The sequence below is a fragment of the Bacillus sp. 5mfcol3.1 genome, from assembly GCF_900114335.1.
Lineage (GTDB): Bacteria > Bacillota > Bacilli > Bacillales > Bacillaceae_G > Bacillus_A > Bacillus_A thuringiensis_S.
In genome coordinates this window covers 224391-237417 of the sequence record NZ_FOST01000001.1, presented here as the reverse complement: position 1 = coordinate 237417, position 13027 = coordinate 224391, and the positions used below count along the sequence as shown (strand labels likewise).

The window sequence follows — 13027 nt, the reverse complement described above, 5'->3', positions numbered from 1 at the left end:
TCTAGAGGCAGCTTTTTCTATATTACACTTCTTCTTCTCTAACAACATACACTTTCTCATAAGCTGGTCTTAATGTTGATTCTTCACTTTTATCAATTTCTTTAAAACACGGATTCCCTTGTTTTTTCCTACGATCTTCATATTCAGTACGTAATTTCGCTGTACGATTTTGTTGATTTTCAAAACTAGTTTTTGATATTTCTAATTTCACAGCAAAGCCATTTATAAATCTAATAATAAGATTTCCATCTTTTAATTCTTTATTACTTTCAATATAAAAATGAGACAACCAAGCGCACTCTTTTCTAGAGTAAGAATAGGTAGGGAAAAAATAAAGTTGATCTGTAGGACTAATCGCAATTGGTGCTTTATGTGTAATATGAGTTAACTCTTTCGTTCCTTCTTTTCTGCCTAAGAAACTCGAGCCATGCTTGCGGCAACTTCTTTCTATAATATCTAGAGGTTTTTGAAATACGAAAAAAGAATCATTCATTTCAACGACTCGAGTAACAATTTTCTTTTCACTTAGAATAACAGGAAGTAAGGCCATCGTATTTTTCGTTACAACATAATTTTCGACATAGCGTTCCACTTTACTTTCCATGCTCTATTATCTCCTTTTTTCCATTTATATTAGCAGCTGCATATATAATTTTAGCACCTATGAAAAGAAAACGGATTGCATATTCCACTATTTTACATAGATTTATTATTTATCAACCATTCTTTAAATTTAAAATTAACTATATAATAATAAAAAGATAATAATGTACACAAAAAACATTTATACTACTATAAATATTTGAAATCACTTCCTCATTTCACATCATTACAACAACTAACTTTGCTATAATTAAAATATAAATCCAATATATGGAGGGCCACTATGGAAGAAAAAGAAATCCAACCATCGATTCAAATGAAAAATAGCAGCGTCATTATCGTGAAAAACTCAGCTAGTATTATATTCGGTTTATTTTTCATTCTTCTATTCTTTTCCAAACCATTTCGTAAATCAAAATGTCCAGAATGTAAAAAACGTGAGAAGAAAAAATTAGAGAAAGAACAATAAAAGGCCTTCCTTTATGGAATGCCTTTTTACATTTGTAGTATCATTTTATTTATTCTTCTTCACCCTAAAAAACAACTATATTTTCTTCCAAGATTCTCTACATCTTTTTTGATTTGTATATGATCCTTATATAAAACATGAGAAATAGTATTTGTACTTGTTACTCGCTTTTAATTTTTATTAAACACTTCAAATTTGTACATCTTTATCCATCACTAACAATTCGTTAATTAGTTAACTTTATAATATAAGTTTTGTATATAATTTCATTCAAAAACACAATATATATAAGTGGTCATTTTATAATTACATTGCTTTTTATCGAATTCCAAAAAGGAGCTGTATACTATGGATAAAGAAAACCTATTAAGCCAGCAGGTTAATAGCATCCCCTCAGATGCTCTGAATACCCCTAGTAAGGAACAAGAACAACTGTTAGAAACATCATCTCAAAACGTACAAAATTCCAACAACAACGCTAACAAAAAAGATGTTACTCAAGGTCTATCTGGAAAAGATTTCCCCATTTCAACAGAGAATACAAATTTATAGTTATTTACTATCATACGCAGCAAATGCTCTTGCTGAACTAATTCTTCTACAGAAACTAATACGCATTCCAGATATTTTTTTACCAGTTGTAACATCCAAAAAGAGATTTAGATATAAAAACAGACTCTAAAAAACTTTCTCCACAACAAAAAAAGGATGGCATTAGCCATCCTTTTTTCCATCATCAACTATAAAATTATAGTTTGATTACGTTTTTAGCTTGAGGTCCACGGTTACCGTCTTCGATTTCGAAGCTAACTTTTTGACCTTCTTCTAAAGATTTGAAACCGTCAGTTTCGATTGCTGAGAAGTGTACGAATACGTCGTTTTCGCCTGGAACTTCGATGAAACCGAAGCCTTTTTCGTTGTTAAACCATTTTACTTGTCCTGTTACTGCCATAATTATTTCCTCCTAAGAAAATACAAATTTTAATTTTTTTAGTCTTCCTGTCTAAAAAAAGAATCCACACATTATCAAATACGAAACATAAACTAGTTCTCACATACTTTTTCTCGTTCGTTTCCAGCACTTGATAACATATGGATTGCTTAATTTAACTATTCAACTGACATCATCATAGCATACTTAAAATGAAATGTACAATCTTTTTTGAAAATGGAATTTCTAATTTTTAGTATTTCTTATAAAATATAATTATCTCTATTCTAAATAAGGAGGAATTTATGACCAATAAAATTCCTAGAAAAACATTAAAAAGAATCGAAGAGGATATTGAAAATAATAATCTTGGAAAAGCAAGAGACAGATTGCACGGCCTCATCTTTACATACCCAAATGAATTACATCTTCGAAAACAACTCGGAGATATTTATTATAAATTACAATATCCAGAAATGGCTGGACGTTACTGGTATCTAGAGGAGCATAAAACAGATATTATGCATGAATCATGTTTATTATTTGAAAAATCAAGGGGAAATAGTCCTCATCATATTGCACGTGCTTTAAAGTTTAAAGGCGATTCTAACCATATAAAAGGTTTGCATAAAGATCAACCTTTATCTTCAGTACAGAAGAAAGTAGCAGAGGAGTTAATTTATGAGTATAAAGAAACATGGCAAGATAAGCTAGTTCCTTTTGGCTGTCTAGCATTCCTTGCTTGCCTTCTCTTTTCTGCCATTATTGGTCTATTTACTATTTGGAATTGGATTTTTTAATCACAGGGGGAATTTTCACATGTCAAACTACGCTAAAGAAGAAAGGCTAACAGGGGGAAACGTCTCAAACGTATATCGTTCTGAAAATACTGTTCGGCGAGAGTTAAAGCCGGGCAGTGAAAAGATTCATAAGCTATTGCAACATTTAGAAAACAAAGGATTTCATTATGCTCCAAAGTTTTTAGGTGTAGATGAAAAAGATAGAGAGATTTTATCCTTTATTGAAGGAGAAGCTGGCAATTATCCTTTAAAAGAATATATGCGATCTAATGATGTATTAAAAGAAATCGCAAAGATGCTTCGCCTTTACCATGATGCTGTAAGTGATTTTCCATTATTAAATGATTGGAAACCGATGGATCACACTCCAAATAACATTGAGGTTTTATGTCACAATGATTTTGCCATATATAACATTATTTTTAATAATGAGAAGCCAGTAGGGATTATTGATTTCGATGTTGCTGCTCCTGGTCCAAGACTATGGGATATCGCTTATACACTCTATACTTGTGTGCCTTTAAGTAGAGTGTATTATACAGAATCCGGTGAAGCCGTTCATTATGACTCATCGCAACATGCAGATCGCATTAAAGAGAGAATGAATTTGTTCGTTCAGTCCTATGATAAAAATATGGATGAAGATTACTTAGGAATGGTGTTGCTTCGATTAGAAGGATTATGTACATATATGAAACGAAAAGCGCAAGAAGGCGACTTGAATTTCCAAAGAATGATTGATGAAGGACATCTAGAGCATTATGAGAAAGATATGAAGTTTATTCGTGATCATAGGGCTGAGTGGAGTTGATTTAGTAATAAAGAAAAGGAAGTATCGTTTTTTTTCCGACAACTCAATCTCTCTTTTCGAATCGTTTAGAAAATAACAAGGGGCACCCTTCAAAAAGGTGCCCCTTCCTTTTATTTCGTAAACTGTGCTTCTTCCGTAGATCCTTTTAACGCTGTCGTTGATGAAGTTCCGCCTGTAATCACTTGTGCAACTTCATCAAAGTAACCTGTTCCTACTTCGCGTTGATGACGTGTTGCAGAGTAGCCATGTTTTTCAGCTGCGAATTCTGCTTGTTGTAGTTCAGAGTATGCTGCCATGCCGCGCTCTTTATAGCCACGTGCTAGTTCAAACATACCGTAATTTAATGAATGGAATCCAGCAAGTGTTACGAATTGGAACTTGTAACCGTAAGATGCGATTTCCTTTTGGAAGCTTGCAATTGTTTTTTCATCTAGTTTTTGTTTCCAGTTGAATGAAGGTGAGCAGTTATATGCAAGTAGCTTCCCTGGATGCTCCTTATGAATTGCGTCCGCAAATCGTTTTGCATCTTCTAAATTTGGTTCTGACGTTTCACACCAAACGAGGTCTGCGTACGGTGCATACGCTAAACCGCGCGCAATTGCTTGATCAAGACCTGCATTCGTACGGTAAAATCCTTCTGGTGTTCTTTCTCCTGTAATAAATGCTTTATCAACAGGATCAATATCGCTCGTAATTAAATCAGCTGCATCCGCATCTGTTCTTGCAACGATAATTGTCGGCACTCCCATTACATCTGCTGCAAGGCGTGCAGAAATTAAATTGCGTACTGCTGTTTGCGTTGGTAGTAGTACTTTTCCGCCTAAATGGCCACATTTTTTCTCTGAAGATAATTGATCTTCAAAATGCACACCTGATGCACCTGCTTCAATCATACCTTTCATCAGTTCGAATACATTTAATTGCCCACCAAATCCAGCTTCAGCATCTGCTACAATCGGTACGAAATAGTCTGTATCATCGCTTCCTTCCATATGCTGAATTTGATCCGCACGTTGAAGCGTTTGATTAATTCGTTTTACTACAGCAGGTACGCTGTTCGCTGGATATAAACTTTGGTCTGGATACATATGCCCAGAAAGGTTTGCATCAGCTGCTACTTGCCAACCACTTAAGTAAATCGCTTTTAACCCAGCTTTTACTTGTTGCATCGCTTGGTTTCCTGTTAATGCGCCAAGTGCGTTAATATAGTCTTCTGTATGAAGCGATGTCCAAAGCTTCTCAGCACCACGACGCGCTAACGTATGTTCAATATCAATTGACCCGCGCAGGCGAATTACATCTTCTGCCGAATATGGACGTGTGATCCCTTTCCAACGCTCATCTAATTCCCAGCTTTCTTGTAACTTCTCGATTCTTTCGTTTTTCATTTGTTCCATCCCCTTTTCATTTTTTATAAAATTTCATAACCCGGTAATGTTAAAAATGGTACGAATTCATCATTTCGAACGAGATTTGTAAACAACGTTGTCGCCTCTTGGAATCTCCCTTTCTTAAAGGCTTCCTTACCAATCTCTCTTTCTATTTTTGCTAATTCTTCTTCTTTTAATTCTTCCATTAATTCAAGCGTAATATTACGACCATCATTTAGTTTTCCACCTTCATGACGAATCCATTGCCATACTTGTGCTCTTGAAATTTCAGCTGTTGCCGCATCTTCCATTAAGTTATAAATGGGTGCTGCTCCCCGTCCGCTTAACCAAGATGCAATATATTGAATACCTACGCTAATATTCATGCGAAGGCCCTCTTCTGTAATCGTTCCCACCGGTACCTCTAGTAAATCGTTTTCTGTTACACATATTTCTTCACGTTTTCTAAAAATTTGATTCGGTGTTTTCATAATGTGATTAAATACTTCCATTGCAACCGGTACAAGTCCAGGGTGGGCAACCCAAGTCCCGTCATGACCGTCTAAAGCTTCGCGCTCCTTATCAGCACGCACTTTTTCAAAAGCTGCTTCATTTGCTTCTGGATTATTTTTAATCGGAATTTGTGCCGCCATTCCTCCAATTGCTGGTGCATTACGGCGGTGACATGTTTGAATTACTTTCAAAGAATAGGAACGCATAAATGGTGCCGTCATCGTGACTTGTGCTCTATCTGGTAGTAAGAATTTATTATGATTACGGAAACTCTTTAAAAAGCTAAAAATATAATCCCATCTTCCGCAGTTTAAGCCAGCAGAATGATCTTTTAGCTCATACAAAATTTCATCCATTTCAAACGAAGCGTGAATCGTTTCCAGTAACACAGTTGCTTTAATCGTTCCATTTGGAATGCCGATATATTTTTGAGCAAATACGAATACATCATTCCATAATCTCGCTTCTAAATAACTTTCCATTTTCGGTAAGTAAAAGTATGGGCCGCTCCCTTTTGCTAAAAGAGCTTTCGCATTATGGAAAAAGTACAAGCCGAAGTCTACTAAGCTACCCGACATATTTTTCCCATCAACTTGCATATGCTTTTCCTCTAAATGCCATCCTCTTGGACGTACAATGAGTACAGCTGTTTTCTCATTTAATCTATATTCTTTCCCTTTATCATTTTCATGTGAAATCGTTCCCTTTACTGCATCTCGTAAATTGATTTGGCCTTCCACTGCATTTTCCCAAGTTGGTGAATTCGAATCTTCAAAATCCGCCATAAAAAGATGCGCTCCTGAATTTAAAGCGTTAATGACCATCTTTCTATCTACCGGTCCAGTAATCTCTACACGGCGATCCTCTAAGTCTTTTGGCAGCTTGGCAATTGTCCAATCCGCTTCACGTATGTGTTTTGTTTCTTCTAGAAACTTCGGAAACTCCCCTGCATCAATTCTCTTTTGTTTTTCTACACGTTTTTGTAAAAGTTCTATGCGGCGCTCATTAAAATTCTCATGTAGTTCCTTCAAAAAACTAAGCACCTCAGGTGTCAATATTTCGTTGTACGCTGGTAACATTTCTCCAACGAGTGTAACCCGTGAAGTTTGCGTCGACATATTAGCATCCCCTTCTTAAACTGTTTTATAACAGATTTGATTTTATGTTTTATATTATATAACAAATCTTCAGAAAAGGAAGTTTTTTTTGAAAATTCACTTCATTTTTTTTTCAAAACGCCATTCTTTCGCGCTTTATTTCATACAAAAAAAGGCCGCTGTTATACAACAATGACCTTTTTGTATTATTTTTAAATTTCACTTTGACTAGTTAAACTTTATTACTGCCCTTGTTCCATATCATGCAATATTGCTCTATGTAAAAACTGTGCGTATTGTTCTCTCGTTACCTTCATAGACGGACCGAATTTACCTTCTCCGATTCCCATTGTAATACCATTTGTTTGTATTGCACTAATTGCATTGGTTGCCCATGAATTTGCTGAAACATCATTAAAGTTATGAGATCCCTTCGCCTGTAAGTCAAAAGCATTCGTAAGAACTTGTGCCATTTCCGCACGCGTTAACGTCGCCTTCGGTCTAAAGTTTCCATTCTCGTCTCCCTGGAAAATTCCGATTTCCGTTAAAGCCAATATCTCCTCGATAAAGCTTGTTGAATTTTCATCGATATCTCCATATGGGTTTTCATATTCATCTTGTTCTTCCATATCAAACACGCGGTAAATTAAAGCTGCAACTTGCTCACGTGTTACATTATCCCCAAAACCAAATATTCCATCGCCATATCCCAAAATAATTTCTTGTTCCGCTAATTCATGAATTGCCTCATATGCCCAATGTCCTTTTGGTACATCTTTAAATACAATTGTATTTGTTTTTTGCAACGGTGCACTTTCCGCTTTTACATTGTTACTCTCTGCTGAGAATAACATCCCACCCATAATTGTTAATGCTGTAGCTGTTTTTAATAATTTTTTGCTCATTACATTTCCTCCCCAATATGTATATATTTTTTCCGACACATTTCGTGACGCTTTTGTGAATCATATTACACATCATGTCTTTTTTATGGGGTTGATTATAAAGCTTATGTATAACATTAAACATACAAAAAAACGAATAATAATTCTTTTTTAAACAAACAAAAAAGCACAAATATTTCTATTTGTGCTTTCATATTTCACTCTATTTCCAATCCTCTTTCAAATGATAATTAATAATCGCATTATTAATAAACTGAGCATATTGTTCTCTAGGTACAGGGCGATTTAATTCATACATGCCATTCCCAGTTCCTCTTACAACATTATTAGATTGTAGCGCACTAATTGCATCTTCTGCCCAGTGGCCTTTTGGAATATCTTTAAATGTATGTTTTTGTTTCGTTTCAAAAGTAAATGCTCGTTTTAAAATGACAGCCATTTCCGCTCTAGATACTGGTGCTTTTGGTCTAAATTTCCCTTGCCCATCCCCTGTAAAAACACCACGTTTTGTTAACGCCAAAATTTCCTTTTTAAAAGTTGTTGTACTATCAGAAACATCTTTATATGGATTCGCTACTAATCCTTCTTCTTTTATCTCAAGTGTTCTGTAAATAGTCCCAGCTACTTGTTCACGTGTTATAAGATCACCAACACCATACTTCCCGTTTCCATACCCTAATATAATTTTATGATATGCTAAATCCATAATAGCATCATATGCCCAAAATCCGTATGGAACATCTTCAAACACAATCATTTGTGGATACTCTTCCGCTTTTACAGGCGTCACATTCGTCCCTGCAAATATACCTCCTGCCATTGTCGCAATCATCATTACACCCAATATTTTTTTCTTCATTATCCTCTCTCCCTATTTCATTCAAATAAAATGAATTTCATTGTTTCAGGAGTACTCTTTTTGGTGAATGTAAGATAAAATGCAAATCTTCTAGAAGAAATATTTCCACTACCTTTCTGCTTTATGCCTCCTTCTTTCTTTTTCAAAAAGGAAGTTGTCACCTCTAAGGTGTTACGTACTAAAACATTCTACAATCTCTTTATAAACTCCTTTTCACTTTACAACTTCCCTTTATTGGCGCGAAAAGGAGATACCTAATGGCGATTACTATATTCATGATTTATATTTCAGAGGTAGCATTCCCCTTCAATGATAACTCGCCTTCTCTTCCCTTGCGAAAAGTTAGTGCCATCCCTACAAATATAAGGATAATCCCTATTACTTGCATCTAAATCCGGTCTAATAGTTTGACAACAGCAGACACTAATACAGAAATACTTCTCGTCGATAAACCTCTTAAACTGTCAAAAAATAAGTAATATACAAATCTAGTATGTCTAAATCATCGCCTTGAAAATGCCCGAAGTCTATGAATAGTAGCAATAAAAAAAGCATCCTTTTTTATTAAAAGAGGATGCTTTTTTTATATTTATTAACACTCAAATATGCTACTACTTTTGAAGAGTAAATTGGGCAACTATTTGTTTTAGTTTTCCTGCTGCGTTATGCATATGTTCAATTGAAACCGAAATCTCTTGAACAGATTTTTCCTGCTGTTGAATAGACTCTTTTACCCTATCAGTTCGGTCAGATGATCTTTGGGAAATTTGAGCCATGTCTTCTGCAGAAGCCGAGATTTCCTCACTACTCGCTGCAATTTCATCTGTAGACATAGATACCGTTTGAATTTGCTCAGATACTTGTTGTACTTTTTCTGTAATTGTTCCAAATACTTTTTCTGTGTGCATTACTACTTGTGTACCTGCCTGTACCTCATTATCTACTTTCCCCATCATATGTACCGTATGGTTCGTTGTTCCCATAACTTGAGTAATAAGATTCTCAATTTGTTTTGCAGAATCACTAGATTGTTCTGCTAATTTCCGCACTTCATCTGCCACAATTGCAAATCCTCTACCACTTTCACCAGCACGTGCAGCCTCAATTGCGGCGTTTAATGCTAATAAGTTAATCTGAGAGGTAATACCTTGCATTACATCAATGATTTTAACAATTTCTTCTGATTGTTCTTTCATAGTCTCTACTTGTTTCACACCGCTATGTACCGAATTTTGGATTGTATCCATCTGTTGAATCATTTGTTTCATTAATTTGTTACCACTCTCTGCATCTAATGCTGATTGAGCAGATAATTCATTTACAGAGGATGATGTATTGACTATACTCTGCATTCCTTGTGTCAACTCTTCCATCGCACCCGCAGTTTGTTCCATTGCTTGCATTTGACTCTCTGCGCCATTTGCGACTTCTTCAATATCCATAGTGATTTTTTTTGCTGCACTACTAGATACTTCTGACGCAGATGCTACTCCGTCTGTATATTGGAATAGAAGCTGAATATTATTCTCTACTTCTTGCATATTTGTTCTTAGCCCTGCAATCATCTCATTAAAATTACTTACTAATACACCTAATTCATCCTTAGCAGTATAATCACCATGTACAGTTAAATCTCCTTCTTTCGCTCTTTCCATCATACGACTAACCGTTTGTAAAGGAGCAACTATAAGCTTGCTAATAATATAACTTACTATACATATAATGATTGTAGTAACTACTACAAGAATGATAAAGGTAATAACGGAACGATCAATCATTTTTTGCGAATCTTTAAATACTTGGTCAGCTAAATTTGAAACATACGATTCTAGATCCACTGCATAACCAGCTAACTCTATTCCCTTCGGTTTTAATTCCTTCTGAAATTCATTTACCATTTGCGGCTCGTTTGTTGCCTTCGCCTTTTCAAATAATTTCTTATATGTATCTTTATAACTTGGTAAAGATTTCTTCATCTTCTGAAACAGTTCATCCTCTTGCTTACTTAAATTAAAACCATCATCATATTCTTTTAATAAAGAATCATATTTTTTAAGATCCTTTTCAATATTATTAATTATCCCCTCTTTATTTTCCACTTCATTTTGTGATGCCGTAATTAACTCCAATAAGTTATATTCTAGTGAATTTTGTGTGCGAAGCATTCCTTCTAATAAAATTGCAGAATATTGATAGTCATCTACTACAACCTCTGTATCGTGCTTAATCTTATTAATAGAATTAATTGCTACACTGCTTATAATTACCATACCTAAAACTGCTAATGAAATAAGCGCTAATAATTTATATTTCACTTTTAAATTTTGTAAAAAATACATTTTTTCACCTTTATCCCTTTATATATAGATTTTTAGAATTTTATAGCTTATTATTTACAAAATCGCAATAAAAAGCAATGATAAATATTCCCAATATAAAACTTATATTTCTATAAAAAAAAGTAGCATAATAGCTACTCCTTTTTTCTTTGTTTCTCATATTGTTCAAACGCATGAATTCTTTCAAAAATTGGTGGATGCGTGTATAAGAAAAACTTCACTAACGCAGGCGGATTTACTTGGCTTAAACTTGTTTTTGATAAATATTGAAAAGTTTTCACACCAGATTTTCCGTCCTTCGTCATATTTAAAGCATATTGATCTGCCGCTCTTTCTTCTATACGTGAAACATAGTTTGTTGCTGGTTGTGCTGCAAAAGAGAGTACAGAAGAAATTAAGAAAAATAAAGGTAAAATGGAGAAACATGCTACCTTTGAAATTTGCAATGTATCTCCCCATTTGCGAATACACATATTTATAATACGACTAATTAAAAACATACCTATAAACGATAGCAATACATAACTTGCAACGCCAAAATATATATGCTTCATAACATAATGCCCCATTTCATGAGCCATGATAAATAAAATCTCTTTATCTTTTAACTGCTTAAGCGTTGTATCCCACATTACAATACGGGCGTTAGGGCCAATTCCTGTTACGTAAGCATTTAATGCATTCGTTTTTTCTGACATATTTACTTCATATACGTGCTTAGCAGGAATGTCCGCTTTGTCTGCTATCGCTAAAATTTTCGTTTCTAATTCTTTATTTTTCAGCGTCGAAAAGTCGTTATACAGTGGGTCAATAACGACAGGCTGTATGAATGTTAAAAAGATTGTAAATGGAACAGAGAGCGCCCACCCTGCTAGCCACCATCTCTTCGGAAATTTACGGATAAGCCATAATAGAACGGTCACTACAATTAACATAGTCGCATAACTTTCCCAAAAACCGATAACATGATCTTTAATCCAGCTTTGTGTGCTTTGCGTTGAAATGCCGTAATCAACGGACACTTTCCGGCCAATCCATTGCATCGGTAAGGCAAGCACTGTTGTCAGTAATGATAAATAAAAGAAATAAATCGCAACTTGCAAGACACTTATTTTAGTCGTTTCCTTCGACCATTTCTCAAACTTTCTTGAAATACCTAGCACAAGTACAAACAATAAAATAATCCATTCAAGAGGCGTCGCTAAAAAGTATAGTAAATTTTTCACGCGCGAATAATCTTGGCTTAGCGTAAGCTCTCTCGCACTCATAAACGTTTCTGGATCTGCACTTGTTCCTTTATACATGTCCGGAATAAGTTCATGATTCCATCCAAATAAATACCAATATATAAGTAACGCAAATCCAACGTACAAAAAAAGCGACCAACCAATAACCTTCCTCACGCTATTCCCTCCTCTATGCTGCCTGTCTATTATTATTGTAAGTTCGTACACGCTAAATTAGAACAAGCTTATTATGTGAATTGCTCGAAATCCTTTTATTTACATAAAAAAACTCTTCTACATAAGAAGAGTTTTACCTATCTTTAAACACTTTCTTCGGTTCACAATCCGGAATAAGGATCGCACTTGCAAACCAACACGTACCCTACTTGCTTTTTAGATAACATAAAAAGCCTCTTTAAGGAAGTACATCTATTAATAAACTAAAATCTTGTAAAGAGAAAGAACTATATTTCATAATACCCTGTACAGCTAAAAGTAAAACAAGACCGATCACACACATATAGTTAACGCTTTCTTCATTCTTTTTTTCAGTAACGACTCCACCACTTATACATAAAATCCCCAACAAATGGAGCGCTAAATACATGAAAAAATAAGCTTCCTCCCAGCGCAAAATAACATTCACTGTCGTTATTAACACTAGACTAAGTAAAATCAAATAAAAAAACTTATTTGATGATATCGTTTCATTCATATAATTTTATACATCCCTTTCAAATTTCGAATTAATGATGTTTCAAAGCTATAAAGTAAATGATTGTTTTTATACCATAAAACAAAAGGAAAGCCACCATTACTTTCTCGAATACTTTATGAATCCACATATACTTCTCTTCATTCTTTCTGAAGATGCGCTTCATCATTTCTTCTACAATTAGACCAAATATTAGTAAAACCCCGAACACAATAAGAAGAGAAATAATATTTTCTTTTAAATGAGTACTAGAAAATAAGTAATACTCTGGAAACACAATCGTATCTACTACAGGTTGAAGCCAATGACAAACGCTTTTATCACACATATCTGTAATAGACGTAGCATCTATAATATCTTTTAATATTTTTTCAACCGTCTTCTTCATC

At 34.5% G+C, this 13027-nt stretch carries 14 protein-coding genes and 1 pseudogene; 4 read left to right on the top strand and 11 right to left on the bottom strand.

Annotated elements, in window-relative coordinates:
* Positions 1 to 22 precede the first annotated feature (22 nt).
* Positions 23 to 604 carry a competence protein ComK gene (locus BM089_RS01220; RefSeq protein WP_071714131.1) on the bottom strand — a complete coding sequence of 194 codons (582 nt, stop codon included), beginning with the start codon at positions 602 to 604 and terminating at the stop codon, positions 23 to 25.
* A gap of 282 nt (positions 605 to 886) precedes the next feature.
* Here BM089_RS01220 and BM089_RS01215 point away from each other — a divergent pair, with 282 nt between their 5' ends.
* The gene (locus BM089_RS01215) at positions 887 to 1072 is read left to right on the top strand and encodes a hypothetical protein (RefSeq protein WP_090975795.1); all 186 of its coding nucleotides are present in this window, start codon (positions 887 to 889) and stop codon (positions 1070 to 1072) included.
* Between the two features lie 348 nt (positions 1073 to 1420).
* Positions 1421 to 1624 carry a hypothetical protein gene (locus BM089_RS01210; protein ID WP_090975793.1) on the top strand — a complete coding sequence of 68 codons (204 nt, stop codon included), beginning with the start codon at positions 1421 to 1423 and terminating at the stop codon, positions 1622 to 1624.
* 196 nt (positions 1625 to 1820) lie between these two features.
* Here the strand turns inward: BM089_RS01210 and cspA are convergent, their stop codons facing one another.
* On the bottom strand, positions 1821 to 2024 hold the full coding sequence (cspA, locus tag BM089_RS01205) for an RNA chaperone/antiterminator CspA (RefSeq protein ID WP_000301518.1): 204 nt from the start codon (positions 2022 to 2024) through the stop codon (positions 1821 to 1823).
* A 284-nt stretch (positions 2025 to 2308) separates the two neighbouring features.
* Here cspA and BM089_RS01200 point away from each other — a divergent pair, with 284 nt between their 5' ends.
* Both BM089_RS01200 and BM089_RS01195 read left to right on the top strand, forming a co-directional pair.
* The gene (locus BM089_RS01200; protein WP_000182394.1) at positions 2309 to 2803 is read left to right on the top strand and encodes a DUF6584 family protein; all 495 of its coding nucleotides are present in this window, start codon (positions 2309 to 2311) and stop codon (positions 2801 to 2803) included.
* A gap of 19 nt (positions 2804 to 2822) precedes the next feature.
* Positions 2823 to 3614, top strand: a complete 792-nt coding sequence (locus tag BM089_RS01195) for a phosphotransferase (protein WP_000073785.1) — start codon at positions 2823 to 2825, stop codon at positions 3612 to 3614.
* 110 nt (positions 3615 to 3724) lie between these two features.
* Here BM089_RS01195 and aceA read toward each other — a convergent pair whose 3' ends face one another.
* From aceA to BM089_RS01150, 9 genes and pseudogenes are all read right to left on the bottom strand, one after another.
* A complete protein-coding gene (gene aceA / locus BM089_RS01190) occupies positions 3725 to 5002 on the bottom strand; it encodes an isocitrate lyase (RefSeq protein WP_000787346.1) in 1278 nt (425 codons plus the stop codon).
* A 23-nt stretch (positions 5003 to 5025) separates the two neighbouring features.
* A complete protein-coding gene (gene aceB, locus BM089_RS01185) occupies positions 5026 to 6615 on the bottom strand; it encodes a malate synthase A (protein ID WP_000107345.1) in 1590 nt (529 codons plus the stop codon).
* Between the two features lie 221 nt (positions 6616 to 6836).
* Positions 6837 to 7499 (bottom strand): S-layer homology domain-containing protein, encoded by a 663-nt coding sequence (locus tag BM089_RS01180; RefSeq protein WP_090975791.1) that lies wholly within the window; start codon positions 7497 to 7499, stop codon positions 6837 to 6839.
* A gap of 202 nt (positions 7500 to 7701) precedes the next feature.
* Positions 7702 to 8358 carry an S-layer homology domain-containing protein gene (locus BM089_RS01175; protein ID WP_016513145.1) on the bottom strand — a complete coding sequence of 219 codons (657 nt, stop codon included), beginning with the start codon at positions 8356 to 8358 and terminating at the stop codon, positions 7702 to 7704.
* Positions 8359 to 8638: 280 nt separating this feature from the next.
* Positions 8639 to 8907, bottom strand: a pseudogene (locus BM089_RS31415) (EamA family transporter); the annotation flags it as partial.
* Between the two features lie 62 nt (positions 8908 to 8969).
* Complete coding sequence (locus BM089_RS01165; protein ID WP_090975789.1) at positions 8970 to 10697, bottom strand: methyl-accepting chemotaxis protein; 1728 nt, start codon at positions 10695 to 10697, stop codon at positions 8970 to 8972.
* Positions 10698 to 10831: 134 nt separating this feature from the next.
* Positions 10832 to 12100: a M48 family metallopeptidase gene (locus tag BM089_RS01160; protein WP_043936613.1), complete on the bottom strand. Its 1269-nt coding sequence runs from the start codon at positions 12098 to 12100 to the stop codon at positions 10832 to 10834.
* Between the two features lie 238 nt (positions 12101 to 12338).
* Entirely contained in the window at positions 12339 to 12638 is a 300-nt protein-coding gene (locus BM089_RS01155; protein ID WP_001006050.1) for a DUF2101 family protein, read from the bottom strand.
* Positions 12639 to 12669: 31 nt separating this feature from the next.
* Complete coding sequence (locus BM089_RS01150) at positions 12670 to 13026, bottom strand: hypothetical protein (protein WP_023521404.1); 357 nt, start codon at positions 13024 to 13026, stop codon at positions 12670 to 12672.
* Position 13027: the final 1 nt, after the last annotated feature.